This is a genomic window from Massiliimalia massiliensis (genome assembly GCF_900155615.1).
GTDB classification, from domain to species: Bacteria; Bacillota; Clostridia; order Oscillospirales; family Ruminococcaceae; genus Massiliimalia; species Massiliimalia massiliensis.
The window spans coordinates 441,788-458,365 of record NZ_FUHT01000004.1 but is presented as its reverse complement, the minus strand read 5'-3'; the positions used below and the strand labels follow the sequence as shown (position 1 = coordinate 458,365).

At 49.5% G+C, this 16,578-nt stretch carries 16 protein-coding genes; 3 read left to right on the top strand and 13 right to left on the bottom strand.

The window, feature by feature from the left end:
- Positions 1-52: 52 nt before the first annotated feature.
- From CZ360_RS10725 to murD, 9 genes are all read right to left on the bottom strand, one after another.
- A complete protein-coding gene (locus tag CZ360_RS10725; protein ID WP_077534197.1) occupies positions 53-904 on the bottom strand; it encodes a carbohydrate ABC transporter permease in 852 nt (283 codons plus the stop codon).
- A 16-nt stretch (positions 905-920) separates the two neighbouring features.
- Positions 921-1,829: a carbohydrate ABC transporter permease gene (locus CZ360_RS10720; RefSeq protein WP_229408045.1), complete on the bottom strand. Its 909-nt coding sequence runs from the start codon at positions 1,827-1,829 to the stop codon at positions 921-923.
- Between the two features lie 551 nt (positions 1,830-2,380).
- Positions 2,381-3,397, bottom strand: a complete 1,017-nt coding sequence (locus tag CZ360_RS10715) for a LacI family DNA-binding transcriptional regulator (protein ID WP_077534196.1) — start codon at positions 3,395-3,397, stop codon at positions 2,381-2,383.
- Positions 3,398-3,419: 22 nt separating this feature from the next.
- On the bottom strand, positions 3,420-3,881 hold the full coding sequence (locus CZ360_RS10710) for a VOC family protein (protein ID WP_077534195.1): 462 nt from the start codon (positions 3,879-3,881) through the stop codon (positions 3,420-3,422).
- A 289-nt stretch (positions 3,882-4,170) separates the two neighbouring features.
- Positions 4,171-4,722, bottom strand: coding sequence for a phosphatase PAP2 family protein (locus CZ360_RS10705; RefSeq protein ID WP_077534194.1), 552 nt, complete (start codon positions 4,720-4,722; stop codon positions 4,171-4,173).
- Positions 4,723-4,735: 13 nt separating this feature from the next.
- Positions 4,736-6,007, bottom strand: a complete 1,272-nt coding sequence (locus CZ360_RS10700) for a methionine gamma-lyase family protein (RefSeq protein WP_077534193.1) — start codon at positions 6,005-6,007, stop codon at positions 4,736-4,738.
- A gap of 154 nt (positions 6,008-6,161) precedes the next feature.
- On the bottom strand, positions 6,162-7,175 hold the full coding sequence (locus tag CZ360_RS10695; RefSeq protein WP_077534192.1) for a M42 family metallopeptidase: 1,014 nt from the start codon (positions 7,173-7,175) through the stop codon (positions 6,162-6,164).
- A gap of 3 nt (positions 7,176-7,178) precedes the next feature.
- Positions 7,179-8,210 carry a M42 family metallopeptidase gene (locus CZ360_RS10690; RefSeq protein WP_159438251.1) on the bottom strand — a complete coding sequence of 344 codons (1,032 nt, stop codon included), beginning with the start codon at positions 8,208-8,210 and terminating at the stop codon, positions 7,179-7,181.
- 48 nt (positions 8,211-8,258) lie between these two features.
- Complete coding sequence (gene murD / locus CZ360_RS10685; protein WP_077534190.1) at positions 8,259-9,665, bottom strand: UDP-N-acetylmuramoyl-L-alanine--D-glutamate ligase; 1,407 nt, start codon at positions 9,663-9,665, stop codon at positions 8,259-8,261.
- A gap of 275 nt (positions 9,666-9,940) precedes the next feature.
- On the opposite strand from murD, the gene asnA reads away from it, so the two are divergent.
- Positions 9,941-10,948 carry an aspartate--ammonia ligase gene (gene asnA / locus CZ360_RS10680; protein ID WP_143530271.1) on the top strand — a complete coding sequence of 336 codons (1,008 nt, stop codon included), beginning with the start codon at positions 9,941-9,943 and terminating at the stop codon, positions 10,946-10,948.
- A 42-nt stretch (positions 10,949-10,990) separates the two neighbouring features.
- On the top strand, positions 10,991-13,075 hold the full coding sequence (locus CZ360_RS10675) for a glutamine synthetase III family protein (protein ID WP_077534188.1): 2,085 nt from the start codon (positions 10,991-10,993) through the stop codon (positions 13,073-13,075).
- Between the two features lie 37 nt (positions 13,076-13,112).
- Here CZ360_RS10675 and CZ360_RS10670 read toward each other — a convergent pair whose 3' ends face one another.
- The 3 genes from CZ360_RS10670 to CZ360_RS10660 form a co-directional block, all read right to left on the bottom strand.
- Entirely contained in the window at positions 13,113-13,406 is a 294-nt protein-coding gene (locus tag CZ360_RS10670; protein WP_077534187.1) for a Dabb family protein, read from the bottom strand.
- Positions 13,403-13,786, bottom strand: coding sequence for a MerR family transcriptional regulator (locus tag CZ360_RS10665; RefSeq protein WP_077534186.1), 384 nt, complete (start codon positions 13,784-13,786; stop codon positions 13,403-13,405). Before CZ360_RS10665 ends, CZ360_RS10670 begins: the two co-directional genes overlap by 4 nt.
- A 68-nt stretch (positions 13,787-13,854) precedes the next feature.
- Positions 13,855-14,406, bottom strand: a complete 552-nt coding sequence (locus CZ360_RS10660) for a TIGR01440 family protein (protein WP_077534185.1) — start codon at positions 14,404-14,406, stop codon at positions 13,855-13,857.
- Between the two features lie 217 nt (positions 14,407-14,623).
- Here CZ360_RS10660 and fucO point away from each other — a divergent pair, with 217 nt between their 5' ends.
- Positions 14,624-15,775, top strand: a complete 1,152-nt coding sequence (gene fucO, locus CZ360_RS10655) for a lactaldehyde reductase (RefSeq protein ID WP_077534184.1) — start codon at positions 14,624-14,626, stop codon at positions 15,773-15,775.
- Positions 15,776-15,850: 75 nt separating this feature from the next.
- On the opposite strand, the gene CZ360_RS10650 is transcribed toward fucO, so the two are convergent.
- The gene (locus CZ360_RS10650; RefSeq protein ID WP_077534183.1) at positions 15,851-16,513 is read right to left on the bottom strand and encodes a hypothetical protein; all 663 of its coding nucleotides are present in this window, start codon (positions 16,511-16,513) and stop codon (positions 15,851-15,853) included.
- Positions 16,514-16,578 lie beyond the last annotated feature (65 nt).

The following is a 16,578-nucleotide window of genomic DNA, read 5'->3' as shown; positions in this document are numbered from 1 at the left end:
CTTTTTTCTTCGTTTATTTTAACAGCATACGCTGTTACGGAAACTAATACATTTAACCCTTTACCGCACCTGCGGACAAGCCGCTGATGAGGTATTTCTGTAAAAATGCGAAGAAGATAATTGCCGGGAGTGTAATCATAACCGCAGCGGTCATAGACAAGGAAACGTTTGAGTTCGCTCCATACTGACCGATGAAGTCATAAATACCAACTGATGCAGGCTTCATGTCATTATTGGACAGCATAACGCTCGCCCACATGAATTCGTTCCAGCCCTGGATAAACGCGAAGATTGCTGTTGCAACCAGGCCGGGTACGGAAATCGGCAGCGCGATCTTGAAAAAGATTCCAAACTTGCTGCACCCGTCCAGCGTAGCGCTTTCTTCCAAGGCCATCGGCACAGACTGACTGAAGTAGCTCTTCATCATCAGGGTGCAGAACGGGATTGCCCATACAGAATAAGCAATGATCAGGCCCTGGTATGTATTGGTAAGATGCGCGTTGTACATGATAAAATAGAATGAGATAAACGGCAGGGTGCCGGGAATCAGCTGCGAGATAATCATCATGACTGAGGTGAATTTCTGGGTCTTTCGCATAACAAACCGGCTGATGCTGTAGCCGCAGAAGGTAGCCAAAACCAGACAGACAATCGTCGTCATCAGCGATACAAACAGCGAGTTGCCCAAATATCTCAGCAAGGGCATCTGCTCCCATACCAGCTTATAGTTGTTAAAATCCAGATAGGAAGGAATCCATTTCGGCGGAGATGCCATCAATTCCTCACGTGGTTTCAGAGAGGTCATTACCATCCAATAGAAAGGAAACAACACAAAAAAGGTGGTAAAAATCATCACAACCCAGTGACGAAGTCCGTTTAAAAAGCGTCTGCTTCTTTTATTCATCGTTGCTTGCTCCTTTCTATATATTATCTGTCTGCCGCAGTTGTTTTCTCAGGTAAACAACTGCTGGGAAGAGCAGGATCAGCATCATCAGGACACTGACGGTAGCACCGGAGCCATAGTTAAAGTTGATAAACGCTTCGGTATATACGTCAACCGCCATAACCATCGTACTGTTGAGCGGCCCGCCCTTGGTGACCAGGTAGCTGATATTGAAGTTATTGAACTGCCAGATCCCTTCCAGCAAAATAGAAGTTTCAATGACCGGCATCAGACATGGCAGCTTGATTTTGAAAAACCGTTGTACTGCATTCGCCCCGTCAACTGTCGCCGCCTCGATCATATCCTCCGGGATGGTCTGCATCCCTGCCAGGAACATAACCATCAGGAACGGAAAGATTGACCAAACGTTGATGATAATGATTGAAATCAGCGGAAGAGAAAGGAAGCCTAAAATCGGTTCCGTATTCCCCAGGAAATTGATCGGCTTATCGATCCAGCCGAGCTTCATAAAGAGTCCGTTAAACGGGCTGAACGTTTCGCTCAGCAGCAGCTGCCAGATAGCGGATGTAACCAGCGGCGGCGTTACCCATGGTGCCAGGAACATCGCGCGGAAAAAGGTTCTGCCCCGGAACTTTTTGTTCAGTTCATTTGCAACCAGCATTGCGAAAACTGCGCCCAAAGCCAGAGATAGGATTGCAAATATGAGGGTGTTTAGGATTGTCTGCCACGTCTGGGGATCCTTTAAAGCTGTGATGTAGTTTGCAAACCCTACATACGATGTCGTCGGACTCAGCAGCGATTTGTCTGTGAATGATAGCCGGATTGAATCCAAACTCGGATAAATTTGGACAATCAATACGCCGATTAGTGCAGGCAAAAGCATAATTACAGGCGTATACTTGTCGATAAACTTTTTAAAACCCACTTTGAAACCTCCATTTTTCAAAATCTGTTTAAATCACACTTTTTCGTTCGATAATAAAATATCCGGAAAACACCCTTTAAGAGGGTGTTTTTTATTATTTTAACTAGAACGAAAAAGTGTACATTGTCTTTCTTCTTCGCGCTATCAACCTCTTTCTTTGCGGATTTTTTCGACCAGCAGTATTTGTTACACAAAACATGAAATTTTCCATAAGTATTCACACGTGCAACAAAAAGGAAATTTCATTTTATCATTTTACGAATCAGAAATTTGTTGTGTATTTGTCACAAGTATTATTATAAGTTTTGTTAAATAATAATTCAATTTGTAATTTTCATGAATTGTTCATAATATTTTTGTGCATTTTGATGTGATAAATTACATATTGTCAAACCATATCCTAAATTGATTGCCCGTGTTAAATGTCACAAAATCTCTTTATAATCATGGTTTTAACTGTATAAAAATATTTGATTATGTCAAATATGGTATTTTTACATAAAGAAAGAACCACCTCGCAATATCTACTGCGCGGTGGCTCCCTAGTACTTTTATAAATCTGTTGACCGGCGAATCGCCAGCTTGGGACTTAATGTGATTGTCTTCGCATAAAAGTCCATTGTTTGATGCTTATTTTCAATAATCATCTGGATCGCAGCCTGCGCCATTTCTTCCAGCGGCATCCCAACGCTGGTCAGCGGAGGCACCAGTGACGGTGCAAAAATATCGTCGAATCCAGTAATTGCCATATCCTGAGGGATTCGGCGGTTAGTGTCTGCACAATACCGCATAGCGCCAATCGCATATTGATCAGACCAGGCAACAATCGCAGTGGTTTGAGGCCACTGCTTAAGCCCGATTTTGGTAGATTCATAGCCGTCACAAATCCTGCCGTCCTTTAACGTATTGACAATCGGCGGGTTTGTGACCCCTATTTCGCTCAATGCATTTTTAAAGCCCTTCAGCCTTTGCTTATCCACGGTATTATTAGGAGCTGAACCAATATACAAAAGATGCGTATGTCCCAAATCTAATAAATGGCGGGTGGCCAAATAGACACCCTCGCTGCCATCCAGCAGCACACGGTTTAACCCATAGCAGCGCGCAGTACGTTCCACAAATACAATAGGTACTCCGCAGTCCAGCAAAAGATTCCTTTCCCTTTCAGGCAGATCAGCCTCTTCAAATCCAACGACAATAATCCCGCAAACCCCCTGGCGAGTGAAATCATTTACAACGTCCACCAAATTTGAAACGGTATTCTTTCCAACCCGCAGCATCGCGTACATCTGATTCCGGTTTGCTTCTTCGGCAAGCGCGTGGGGCAGGTAAGCAAAAAAGGGGTTCTCGCGGTCCGGCGGAGTCCAAACGCCCACTACATCCTTTCGAAATGCCGGTATTTCTTTTTCTGGGATAAGATAGCCGAGTTTATCTATCGCCTGTTGAATCAACAGCCGTTTGTTCTGTGATACATACCCATTGTCGTGAATGACTCGTGCCACGGTAGCAACTGAGACGCCCGCCTCTCTGGCAACGTCCATCATTGTTGCTGTTTTTTTGATTCCCATTGACAAGCCTCAATTCACTATTTTATTTTGGAAAATCCTCCAGCAGCTCCAAAATCAGCTTTAGATCACCCTGGGTGTCCATATAGGCAAACTGACCCGAAGCATCCCCATAAAGCCCTCTCTGAAGCAGTGGATATCCTTTTTCTTCTAGATTTTTAATCTGTTCGTCTGCACTTTTCACCTTAAAAGCAATGTGATGCAGGCCTTCACCTTTTTCATTTAAGAAATCCCTCCAGACGCTTGGCGTATCGTCCGGTTCGATCAGTTCAATCTGCAGGTGCGGCGTTTCAAAAAATTTCATGTGGCAGGAGGCGTTTGTCGGTTTCCCCAAATAGGTTCCCTTGACGACCTCCGCTTCGCCGGAATAGCAGGTAGGCGGGCACTCTACGCCAAAGAAATCAGCGAACTTCCGGCCCGTTTTATCTAAATCATTTACCACCAAACCAATTTGTACGACAACGTCTGTACCAATCATTGTGTTCATAGAAAACTCCTCTTTTCTAAAATATTTTCGTGACAAATAGATTTTACACAATTCAGTTATTCGCAGCCTTGTATCTTATGCCGCAATCATAAGACACAATACCCGATTCTGTTTTCAGCATAACAAAATTTGTTTTATTTTTCAATCATTTTGGTGAAAGGGCAAATTTTTTTCGGATATTTTACCAGTAAAATATGAAATTTTTCTGTAAAAAGCATCATCAAAAAAACATATTTTCCATAAATAGCACAAAAAAACAGGCAGAAAACGCGCACGTTTCTGCCTGTTTTTATACCAATTTCTGACGATTCCGCTTTTCCCACCTGGAATAACCCCAAGCCGCCAAAAGGCCAATGCAGGTGCCTAAAGCCGCCCCGGTCAGTACATCTGACGGATAATGCACATAGAGATAGACCCTTGAAAAGGCAATCAAAGCGGCCAGACACAAGGCTGCCGTTCCAAAGCGCTTATCAAAGGTAAACAGTGAAACCGCCGCGGCAAATGAGCTGCCGCTGTGACCGGATGGAAAAGAATAGCCACTCGGCGGGGAAATCAGCAGCTTGAAGGTCGGATCGTCAATAAAAGGCCTCGCCCTGCTGACAATTGGCTTCAGCACCAGATCGCCCAAAATAAAGGTTGCCGCCACCGCAGCCAGCATGATAATACCCCATGGGCGCGTCCGTTTAAAGAACAGAAAGATGATACCGGACAGCAGCCAGATAAAACCGGCATTTCCCAGTCCGGTAATTACCGCCATCACCGGATCAAGCCATCCCCCGGCCAAGTGGAGTTGAATCCATTCTATAACCGCATGGTCAAACTGGTAAATTGCATCAATCATCGCCTCACCCCATCTAGTCCAGGGATAGGTAGCCCTGCTCCAGCATAGATTGAGCTGCAAGCAGAATGCCAATTTTCCCGGTATGGTAAGTGATACCGCCCTGCAGCCACACAGCATAGGGTTCCCTCAATGGTGCGTCCGCAGAAAGTTCAATCGAAGCGCCCATCGTAAATGCGCCAGCCGCCATAATAACCTGGCTCTCATAGCCGGGCATGTCCCAAGGCTCTGGGGAAACAAAGCTGTCTACCGGGGAGCCTTTCTGAATTCCCTGGCAGAATGCGACCAGGGCCTCCGGACGGTTAAGCTTAATTGCCGCTATAATATCTGTACGGGGCGCATCATAGCGCGGGAATACCTGGTAACCCAGCCTTTCAAACATCCGCAGTGCAAAAACGCTGGTTTTCAACGCGGACGCAACTACTCCCGGCGCAAAAAAAAGCCCCATGAACATTCCCCGGCTCTGGTTTAAGGTACAGCCCACCTCTTTTCCCATTCCAACAGCAGTCAGACGGTAGGAGCACAGCTCAACCAGCTTTGCTTTCCCGGCAATATATCCTCCGGTCTGCGCAATCGCCCCGCCTGGATTCTTAATCAGCGATCCCACCAGCAGATCAGCTCCGACTGCGGACGGTTCCTGCTTTTCGACCAGTTCCCCATAGCAGTTGTCAACAATAACAACCGCATCCGGATTCCCCTTACGGATTTCACAGATAATCTCTCCGATTTTAGCTACGCTCAGCGATTCCCGCAGGGAATATCCCCGTGAACGCTGAATATATGCAACCTTACAGTCTTTGACAGCCTCTGCGACTGCCGCAAGATGAACCGAGCCATCCCCCAGCAAATCGAGCTGGCGGTAATGGACTCCAAAATCCTTCAGCGATCCGTTTCCCTCGCCGCGAATCCCGATAACCTCTTCCATGGTATCATAGGGCGCGCCCGTCAAAGAGACCAGCGTGTCCCCTGTACGGAGCACCCCAAACAGCGCGACGCTGAGCGCATGGGTGCCCGAAACAAAGTTGTGGCGCACCAGCGCATCCTCTGTTCCCATCACCTTTGCGTAAACCTCATCCAGCACCTCTCTGCCCCGATCGCCGTATCCATACCCGGTGGAGCCGATAAAATGCGTTTCGCTTACACCGCATTCCATAAAGGCAGAAAGCACCTTTGCTTCATTATGTTCACAGATTTCGTCAATCCGTTCGAAAACGGGACGGCAGTCCCGTTCCACTTCCCGCCCAAAAGCCGCAAGCTTTGGGCTAATTGAAATCCAGTCAGTAATCATCGTAAAACCCAGGCCTCTGCATCCGCAAAGGCTACCTTCCTTGAAAATTTAATGTACGGGCGGAGAGAATCATCTCCGCAAAAGGACAATTGCCCTGTATGAAAGGCAACGCTTTCATACGCCCGTCCGGCTGCACTCTATCATTCCTGTTCAATTATAGAATATTTTCCGCCAGCTCATGTACCAGCCGCAAGACCGACCTGACATCGTCCTTTTTCACTGTACAAACACCCGAATGCAGATACCGGCAGGGCGCGCTGACCGCAATCGTCCTTGTCCCGCCCCGGGAGGTCTGGATAGCGCCGGCATCATTCCCGCCCGCCACCATGGTTTTGGTTTGAGCGGTAATCTTTTTCTCTACCGCCAGCTTATAGGACAGCGCATACAAATCCCGGTCATAGATGGCGGCACGGTCCATAAAGCCTACCACAGCGCCTTTCCCCAGGCAGCAGACCTGTTTCTGCTCCGAAACGCCGCTGAGATCAGCGGCAGTGGTCGTCTCTACGACAACTGCAAAATCCGGGTCAACAGAATACGCCGCCGCCTTCGCGCCGCGCAGGCCAACCTCCTCCTGGGTCGTAAAGAGAAAGTAAGTATCAAATTTCAGCTTGCTCCGGATCAATTCCACCAGCACCGCACAGCCAATCCGGTCGTCCAGCGCCTTTCCCTTAACAAACCCGTTGCCAAACTCTTCAAATTCAGTGCAGAAAACAGCGCAGTCCCCAGGTGTTACAGCTCCAAGCGCCTCTTCCCTGGAGGACGCGCCGATATCGATAAACATATCCTTGACGTCTACCACGGTTTCCCGTTCCTTTTCCGTCTGCTGATGGATCGCCTTGGTTCCGATTACCCCTGTAGTTCCGGTACGGTAAAGGCTGACAGCGCGGCCCAGCACCACCCGGCTGTCAATTCCGCCGACTGTGGTAAATTTCAGGAGTCCGTCCTCTGTCACATGTGTGATAATAAAGCCAACCTCATCCATATGCGCACAGAGCATCAGCTTTTTATCCGGGGTTACCATCCCTTTTTTGAAGCAGATCAAATTACCCATTGCATCAATCTCATACTGGCAGTAGGCTTTTACCTCTTCCAGGATCGCGTTCCGGATCAGTCCTTCATCTCCGGACACGCCGTTAAGCCTGCAATATCGCTCAATCCGTTCCCACATTTCCTATTCCCCCTTTCCCACTTCTGACAGATAGGCCGCAAGCAGCTGTGCCGCGGCCTCGCAGTCGGCAAGGTCAATCATCTCAATTGGGGTATGCATATATTTCAGAGGCACCGACAGCAGTCCCATCCGCACGCCTCCGCACAGGGTGCCGATTGCGTCCGCGTTGGTTCCAGTCGTACCGCCCATCACCTCTGTCTGATAAGGGATTCCCTTTTCCTCCGCCAGCCGGACAAACTCCGCTGAAATCTTCCGATCCAGGGACGGAGCCATTCCAATCATCGGGCCCTTTCCCATCTTTCCACATTTATATTCATCCGCATCGGGCGTATGGGCAAAGGAGACGTCCAGTGCCACGGCGATATCAGGCTTAAGCCGGTAGCCGGCAATTTCCGCACCGCGTTCGCCGGTTTCTTCCTGCGTAGTAAACATTACGGAAAGCCCGCAGTCCAGTTTTTCATCCTGCAGCAATTCCAGCGTGCGGAGAATGACTGCGACACAGCACCGGTCGTCCAGCGCCCGGGAGGCGACCCGGCTGCCCAGCATGGAGTGAAAATCTGACCGGATGCTCACCCGGTCACCCAGCGCGACTACCTTTTTTACCTCATCCTTCTCCATCCCGACGTCAATCAGAATCTGTTCAATCTCCGGCACCTTCGCGCCGTCCTCCGAAGAGGTCAGATGCGGCGGCATCGCCGCAATCACGCCATGAAGCTCCTTCCTGCCATAAACGGACACTTCCTGGCCCAGCACCAGCCTGCGATCCATTCCGCCGCAGCTTGCTACCTTCAAAAATCCCTTTGCATCCACATGGGTGACAATCATCCCAATTTCATCGATATGCGCGTCCAAAAGCACGGTGGGTTTTCCCTCCTCGGCCAGACGAACAACACCCAATACATTCTGAAATGCATCAATTTCGGCGTTCGGGGCATAGGGCTTCAACAGGTTCAGCGCCGCCATGGAGGCATTTTTCTCCCATCCGGAAATTCCCGGCGCCCTGCAGAGCGTTTCAATTGTATTTCTTAACTCCATTCTGTTAGCCATTCCTTTCGCAAATTTTTTCTCCTGCTCATCCATTCTTTATTGCAGCGCATGGACAATCCGCTTAAAATGCTGTCCGCGCTGTTCAAAATTCAGATACAGGTCAAAGCTTGCGCTCGCCGGCGACAGAGTAACGACATCCCCCGCCTTAGCGGCCTCCCGCGCCTTTTCTACAGCCTCTTCCAGCGTTCCCGCATGAAGAATCGTCAGCTCCTCTGGACGATAGGATGGATCTTCGGTCACTGCCTTTTCAATTTTAGGAGCAGTCGCTCCCAGCAGCACCAGCACCTTCACCCTCTCATTGATATAGGGCGCCAGCGGTTCATAGGGAATTTTTTTATCATATCCCCCGGCAATCACAATCAGTTTCTGGTCAAAGGCCTTTAGACCCGCGATTGTCCGGGTCGGGCTGGTCGCGATGCTGTCATTATAATACCGCACTCCGTCCAAGGTTCGCACCAGCTCGATCCGGTGCTCTACCCCGCCGAATTCCATTGCCACCTTCCTGATGGTCTCGGCAGAAACCTCATCGGAAACCGCGCTGATCGCCGTCAGGTAATTTTCCACATTGTGCATTCCGGGCAGCTTGATGTCGTCCTTATGGATTATCTCCTGTTCTTCTCCCTGCACCACCCGAATCAGCGTTCCGTCCTCCCTCAGGTAAGCGCCGTTACAAACTCTTTGCGTGCGTGAAAAACAGCTCAGTTCCCCGCGCACCTCCGGTGCAAAGCCCCGGGTAATATCATTATCAAGATTCAAAACAGTTCTCGAGAAAGCGTTCTGATGCAGGAAAAGATTTTTCTTCGCACTGATATATTCCTCCATGGTCTTGTGTACATCCAGATGGTTCGGCGCCACATTGGTGACAACAGCCACATCCGGCGACTGGCGCATGGAAATTAGCTGAAAGCTTGAAAGCTCTACCACTGCGGCGTCCTCCGGGCGGATCGATTCAATGGCCGGCAGAAGCGCCTTTCCGATATTGCCGCCCAGATGTACCGTTTTCCCTTCCGCCTTTAAAAACTCGCTGATCAGCGTGGTAGTGGTAGTTTTTCCGTCTGAACCGGTTACCGCATAGATTTTGCAGGGACAAAGGTCAAAAAAGACCTCCATCTCCGAGGTGACTACCCTGCCGTTTTTTCTGGCCTCGGCCAGCTCCGGTGTGAAATAATTCATCCCAGGCGTACGGAAGATAATATCCGCCTCCCGAAAAGCCGCCGTATAGCCTTCCCCCAGAGAAAATTCCGCGCCCAGCGCAGAAAGCGCCCTGTAGTTTTCAGCATAGCTCTGCAAAAGCTGTTCTTCCGTTCTCTTATCACAGACGATGACATCCAGGCCTTTTCCAATCAAAAGGCGGATCAAATCAAAATGGCTCACGCCCATTCCGACAACCGCGATTTTTTTTCCTTTTAATTCTTCAAAAAAACGTGAGGCTTCTCGCAACATCACACTTCAACTCCTCATCCCAGTCACTAATATTTTATTATACTTTTTTTGCCTATAATTATCAATATTTTCCGGAAATATTTACAAATTATCTTTCCCCCGCCTTTCGTGAAATTCTTTAATTTTTTGGAAAATCCCGGCCGCGAATAAAGTGAAAACAGAAAAAATAGGGAGAATTGCAAGGCTTTACTTGTCAAACACCCGCAATAATGATAAAATTATTTTTATGACATGAGAAATAATTCTGATCTGAAAAGGAGTTGTCCCGATTGAGCATAGAATCCTGCTATTTCCCGGAAGCCTATACCGATAAGCTTTCCATTCTTGACACGGAAATTGCCATCAAGCTGGTGAAGGATACCTTTGAAAAAAAGCTGGCTGAAAACCTGACCCTGACCCGTGTTTCCGCGCCACTGTTCGTCCGCCCGGAAAGCGGACTCAACGATGATCTGAATGGCGTAGAACGCCCGGTCGGCTTTGATGTGCCGGACGCCGGCTGCGAGGTGGAAATTGTTCATTCTCTTGCCAAATGGAAACGGCAGGCCCTGAAACGCTATCATTTTGCGCCGAATACAGGGCTTTACACTGATATGAATGCGATCCGCCGGGACGAGGAGCTGGATAACCTGCATTCCGTCTATGTCGACCAGTGGGACTGGGAAAAAATCATCACTCCGGAAACCCGTACCGTAGAAACGCTCAAGCAAACCGTCCGGCAGATCGTCAAGGCGGTAAAAGGGACGCAAAACCGCTTGGCGGAGACCTTTCCGCAGATCAAAAGCTTTCTCTCAACGGATATCACCTTCCTCACCACGCAGGAGCTGGAAGACCGTTACCCAGACCTAACGCCGAGGGAACGGGAGGACGCTGTCTGCAGGGAGCATAAGACTGTTTTTTTAATGCAGATCGGCGGCCTGCTCAAAAGCGGGCAGAAGCACGACGGGCGCGCTCCGGACTATGACGACTGGGCCCTAAACGGCGACCTTTTGATCTGGTATCCGCTTTTAAACCGCGCGGTGGAGCTCAGCTCCATGGGGATCCGTGTAGACGCTGCGGCTTTGCAGCGTCAGCTTGCCCAGGCAGGCTGTGAGCAGCGCAAGACGCTTCCGTTTCACCAGCAGCTATTAAGCGGAGAGCTTCCGCTCACGATGGGCGGCGGAATCGGGCAGTCGCGGCTGTGCATGGTTCTGCTGCAGAAAGCGCACATCGGCGAGGTGCAGGCTTCCATCTGGCAGGATGATATGATCAAAGCCTGTGAAGAAAAAGGAATTACCCTGTTATAAATGTAAGTAAATAGCCATATCTAAAGGATAAGGAGCAGTTACATGAATTTTGATTTTTCACAATTCGGATGCAATGTTTTCAGCGATACCGTCATGCGGGACAAATTGCCCAAAAGCACCTATAAGGAGCTGAAAAAATCCATCGAATCCAGCCAGCCGCTGACGGCGGATGTAGCAGAAATCGTGGCGGAAGCCATGAAGGACTGGGCGGTGGAAAAGGGCGCTACTCACTTCACCCACTGGTTCCAGCCTATGACCAATATTACCGCTGGAAAGCTGGACAGTTTTATCTCCCCTACCCCGGACGGCAAAATCATCCTGGAATTCTCCGGAAAGGAGCTGACCAAAGGGGAACCGGACGCCTCCAGCTTCCCGAACGGAGGCCTGCGCAACACCTTCGAAGCACGCGGCTATACCATGTGGGACTGCACTTCTCCGGCTTTTATCAAAGATCATACCCTCTACATACCCACCGCGTTTTGTTCCTATACAGGAGAAGCGCTGGACGCGAAAACTCCGCTGCTCCGTTCCATGGAGGTGATTTCGAATGAAGCCATGCGTCTGCTGCGCGCTTTCGGAAACACCACCTCCAAACGAGTGATTGTAACAGTGGGTGCAGAACAGGAATATTTCCTGATCGACCGCGAACTGTACGAAAAGCGCCTGGATCTGAAAATCTGCGGCAGGACGCTGCTGGGAGCAAAACCGCCTAAGGGACAGGAAATGGAGGATCACTACTTCGGCCGGATCCGGATTCGGATCGCCGACTATATGCGCCAGCTTGACGAAGAGCTCTGGAAGCTCGGCGTAACCGCAAAAACCAAACACAACGAGGTTGCCCCCGCACAGCATGAGCTTGCGCCGGTCTTTGACTCGGTTAATATTGCGTGCGACCACAATCAGCTCACGATGGAGCTGATGCGTACCATTGCCAAGAAAAACGGTCTTGCCTGTCTGCTTCACGAAAAGCCGTTCGCGCATATCAACGGCTCCGGTAAGCACAACAACTGGTCGCTCTGCACGGACGACGGGATCAACCTGTTTGAGCCCGGCAAAAACCCCTATGAAAATATTCAGTTTTTAACCTTCCTTTGCGCGGTCATTACCGCGGTGGACGAATATTCCGACCTGCTCCGGCTTTCCGCCGCTATTGCCGGGAACGACTACCGCCTGGGCGCCAATGAAGCACCGCCTGCAATTATCTCCATCTTTCTCGGCGAGCAGCTCACCTCTGTCCTGCATCATATTGCGGAAGGGGAAAAGCCGCAGAACCAGATGGAATCCGCCTTTTTGCAGATGGGCGTTGAAACCCTTCCCAAGCTGAAAAAGGACGACAGTGACCGTAACCGGACTTCTCCCTTTGCCTTTACCGGAAACAAGTTTGAATTTCGGATGGTGGGATCGTCCGCTTCGATTGCCTGTGCAAATTACATCCTCAATACGATTGTGGCCGATGTGCTCTCCCGCTTTACCGACCGGCTTACCAATTCCAAGGACTTTGACGGTGAAATCCGCCGGATTATCCGGGATACGATGCAGCAGCACGGACGGATTATCTTTAACGGGAACAACTACACCCAGGAATGGGTGGAGGAAGCTAGGCGCCGCGGCCTGCCAAACCTCTCGAATACTGTGGACGCCGCCGCCGCTTATCTGGAGCCAAAAAATATCAGCGTTCTTGGCAGAAACCATGTCTTAAGCGAGGTGGAATGCCAGTCACGGTATGAAATTCTGCTTGAAAACTACAGCCATATCATTATGATCGAAGCCAACACCCTTCTGGAGATGGTGAAAAAGCTGGTGATTCCCGCATCGGTCGAATATATCGGTTCGATCTCTGACAGCTACCTGAAGCTGAAGGAAACCGGGATACAGAATCACAGCATCTACGGCCTGCTCCAAAACCTATCTTCCCTTCTGGATGGGATTGTTGACACCACAAACCGCCTGGAGGAACTTGTCTCTTCCGCCCCGGCCGAAAGCAGCCTGGAAACCGCGGAATACTATCGCGACCAGGTGCTTCCGAAAATGGAACAAACCCGGACGTTAGTTGACCGGATGGAGGTTGTGACAGACAAAAAGAAATGGCCGATGCCAAGCTATACAGATTTACTGCACCGAGTTTAAAAAAAGCCATTCAAGGGATTTCCCTTGAATGGCTTTTTTATGCAATTTCGTAATCGACTGCAACGCTTCCTGAACGCACCCGATGCATATAGGTTTTGACCGTTTCCACATGATAAGGATGGTTTTGGTATGCTTCCATATCCTCCCTGCTGTCCAGCAGAACCTCCAGGATAATATCATAGGAACGTTCAGAGTGAAGGAAATCGATCCCTACCTGGATGTCCCTGAGCTGCTCCACCTTTCCCTTCATAGAAAGCAGAACCTCCCTTGCCCTTTGGCATGCCTCCGGGCTGTTATCCTTGAGCTTAAAACAAACGATATGCTTGATCATGCGCCTTTTCCCTCCACTTCATGTTTACATAAATTACTGTAATAGTTAATTTTCCAATCAATCTTTTCCAAATTTTTTTGCAGCTCAGCCATTTGGTTTTCTACATGCCTGCGATGCTCACAGAGCAGGTCCACGCACTTTGGCAGAGAATCCTTCCCTTCCATGCACCAATCGAGGAACTGCTTGATTTCCTTAATCTGCATCCCGGTATTTTTCAGGCAGCAAACCAGGCCGAGCCATTCCAGATCATTGTCGTCAAACCTGCGGATGCCGGATTCTGTCCGTTTGATGGAGGGCAGAAGCCCCTCCTTATCATAATACCGCAGCGTATGGGTAGTGAGTCCAAATTTATCTGCAACCTCTTTAATGGAATATGTCATAGTAATGACCACGCTTTAAAAAACAAAGCTTCCTTTCTGCATTCTGCGATTTACGATCAAATGAATTTTTATAACAGTTCAGGGTTATAATGCGCCCGCTCCCCGCCGATAAACTTCGGTCTTGTCCTGGCACAGATAATCGGAGCCTCCCCTATCTGTCGTACAGAAAGCCGAACCGGCACCGCTACCCGCTTCAGGTGCATTCCGATCAAGGTTCCGCCGATATCGATCCCGCAGGAGGCCTTTACTTCCTCTACGGCAACCGGATGGTCAAAATGCGTATAAGCAGTCGTGGCAAAGGAACCTCCCGCCTTCATCTGCGGCATCACGTTCACTGCCTCCAGCCCGTAATACAGAGCCGCCTCTTCCTCTATAATAACGGAGCGGTTCAGATGCTCACAGCACTGGGCCGCCAGATAAAGCCCTTTTTCCGACAGCACAGGAGCAATCCCCTGATATATCGCTTCGGCAATTTCCATATTGGAATGCGTCCCGATTTTCTCGCCGCCGACCTCACTGGTAGAGCAGCCTATGACCACCAGGCTTTTCGGCCCGGGATCTGCAAGTGCCAGCAGCTCACGAACCGCCTGCTCGGACTGCTTTTTGATTTCTTCTAACATGCTAATCGCCTCATTCTTTTATTCTAGTTTATTGTATCACAATTATCTTGCTACTTCAACTGATAAATTATTTGAAGTATTTTGCTCTGATTTGATTGCTTTTGCGCAGTATTTGATCGAAGCATGATTGTTTCGCAATATGGCGCAGGATACTGGACAGCAGAAACAGATTGCGGTATACTGAAACCAGAAAATAAAGCGAAGGAGTGAACCGTTTATGGCAAACAGAATGGTACTAAATGAAACAAGCTATATCGGCGCGGGGGCAATCGCCTCAATCGTCGATGAAGCAAAAGGACGCGGATTCAAAAAGGCTCTTATTGTAACAGATAAGGATCTGGTAAAATTCAACGTTGTCTCAAAAGTAACTTCCCTGCTGGATAACAACGGGCTGGCTTATGAGGTATTTGATCACGTGAAGGCGAATCCAACCGTCGGGATTGTAAAAGAGGGCCTGAAGGTCTTTGCAGAATGCGGCGCAGATTACCTGATCGCAATCGGCGGCGGTTCCCCGATTGATACAACAAAAGCAATCGGCATTATCTCCGCAAATCCGGAATATGCCGACGTGGTTAGCCTGGAGGGCGCGGTGAATACGCCGAACAAGTCCGTCCCGATTTTTGCTGTTCCAACTACAGCCGGAACAGCCGCCGAGGTTACCATCAACTACGTTATTACAGATGAAGAAAAAAAGCGCAAATTTGTCTGTGTAGACCCGCATGATATCCCCATCGTCGCATTTGTCGACAGCGACATGATGAGCTCTATGCCGAAGGGTCTGACCGCCTCCACCGGGATGGACGCGCTGACCCACGCAATCGAGGGTTATACCACGAAGGCGGCCTGGGAGCTGACGGATACCCTTCATCTGAAGGCGATTGAAATTATCGCGCGTTCCCTGCGTTCTGCCGTCGCCGGCGAACCAAAGGGCAGAGAGGATATGGCGCTCGGCCAGTATGTAGCCGGAATGGGCTTCTCGAATGTCGGGCTGGGAATCGTGCATGCTATGGCACACCCTCTCGGCGCCTTTTATGACACACCGCACGGGATCGCCAACGCAGTGATTCTGCCATATGTAATGGAATACAATGCTCCCGCAACCGGTGATAAATTCCGTGAAATCGCACGTGCAATGGGCGTGGAAGGTGTCGACGGGATGACACAGGAGGAATACCGGAAAGCAGCTGTTGAGGCTGTGAAAAAGCTCTCGGAGGATGTTGGAATTCCGAAAACATTGCGTGAAATCGGCGTAAAGGAAGAGGATCTGGAGGATCTGGCCAATTCCGCTTATGCAGACGCCTGCGCACCGGGCAACCCGAAAGACGCCTCTGTGGAAGACATCCTGAACCTGTACAAATCTATCTATTAATCCTTTCTGTTGTAAAACTGAATCAGGGCGTTGAGGAGATTTCCTCAACGCCCTTTTGCATTTGCTTATTTGTCTTTATTGGTTGAAGGCCTCCGGAAAAGCCGCAGAGGAAAAGATATCCCCGGAGGCAGAATCCTGCAGATTTACCGTAACAGTGTAGTCCTGCTCCCCTCTCATTTCCTGGTAGAGACATCCGGTAAGTCCCGCCTGCCAGACCGAAAAGCTGTCTGTGGCAGACTGTTCAAACTCTGCCTGGTTTGATACCACCAGCGTAATCGTTTCGAGGTTATCGTCGTACAGCACGCCGCGGATTGTCCGGTATACCTCTCCGTTTGTCATTGCTTCCAGCGCTTTCACCGATTCCTTGCGCAGTTCTATCAGCACTATTTCATATTTTTCCGAATCTATCACATAGGTGACCGAGCCGTCCGCATTTACGGCGGCCGATTGGTATCCCATGTCCTTCTGTTCTTCGCTCAATTCCTCTACCGCATTTTCTCCAAGAAGTTCGCCGGAAATCGTGATTTCAACCGTTCCATCCTGAAGCTTCCTATCTGCTTCTTCAGAAGCTTTCTCCTGCTCTGCATCCTCGCTGCTTTCTTCCGCCGTAACGGCTTGGGAGGGCACGTCAGCCTGATCCTCTAAAGCGGCTTCCTCCACAGCGCTTTTTCCACATGCAGAAAATACCGCCAGACAACACAATGCAGTCAAACTCAATGCCAATCTCTGAAATCGCATAATACTTTCCTTTCTGAATGTGAGGCTTATGCTAACTACTATACTACATTCTTGGCTTTTTGTAA

What these genes read in the sequence shown, in the direction of transcription:
- CZ360_RS10725 (WP_077534197.1), bottom strand. Translation starts at nt 904, where the DNA reads ATGAATAAAAGAAGCAGACGCTTTTTAAACGGACTTCGTCACTGGGTT.
- CZ360_RS10715 (WP_077534196.1), bottom strand. Translation starts at nt 3,397, where the DNA reads ATGGGAATCAAAAAAACAGCAACAATGATGGACGTTGCCAGAGAGGCG.
- CZ360_RS10710 (WP_077534195.1), bottom strand. Translation starts at nt 3,881, where the DNA reads ATGAACACAATGATTGGTACAGACGTTGTCGTACAAATTGGTTTGGTG.
- CZ360_RS10705 (WP_077534194.1), bottom strand. Translation starts at nt 4,722, where the DNA reads ATGATTGATGCAATTTACCAGTTTGACCATGCGGTTATAGAATGGATT.
- CZ360_RS10700 (WP_077534193.1), bottom strand. Translation starts at nt 6,007, where the DNA reads ATGATTACTGACTGGATTTCAATTAGCCCAAAGCTTGCGGCTTTTGGG.
- CZ360_RS10695 (WP_077534192.1), bottom strand. Translation starts at nt 7,175, where the DNA reads ATGTGGGAACGGATTGAGCGATATTGCAGGCTTAACGGCGTGTCCGGA.
- CZ360_RS10690 (WP_159438251.1), bottom strand. Translation starts at nt 8,210, where the DNA reads ATGGAGTTAAGAAATACAATTGAAACGCTCTGCAGGGCGCCGGGAATT.
- murD (WP_077534190.1), bottom strand. Translation starts at nt 9,665, where the DNA reads ATGTTGCGAGAAGCCTCACGTTTTTTTGAAGAATTAAAAGGAAAAAAA.
- CZ360_RS10675 (WP_077534188.1), top strand. Translation starts at nt 10,991, where the DNA reads ATGAATTTTGATTTTTCACAATTCGGATGCAATGTTTTCAGCGATACC.
- CZ360_RS10670 (WP_077534187.1), bottom strand. Translation starts at nt 13,406, where the DNA reads ATGATCAAGCATATCGTTTGTTTTAAGCTCAAGGATAACAGCCCGGAG.
- CZ360_RS10665 (WP_077534186.1), bottom strand. Translation starts at nt 13,786, where the DNA reads ATGACATATTCCATTAAAGAGGTTGCAGATAAATTTGGACTCACTACC.
- CZ360_RS10660 (WP_077534185.1), bottom strand. Translation starts at nt 14,406, where the DNA reads ATGTTAGAAGAAATCAAAAAGCAGTCCGAGCAGGCGGTTCGTGAGCTG.
- fucO (WP_077534184.1), top strand. Translation starts at nt 14,624, where the DNA reads ATGGCAAACAGAATGGTACTAAATGAAACAAGCTATATCGGCGCGGGG.
- CZ360_RS10650 (WP_077534183.1), bottom strand. Translation starts at nt 16,513, where the DNA reads ATGCGATTTCAGAGATTGGCATTGAGTTTGACTGCATTGTGTTGTCTG.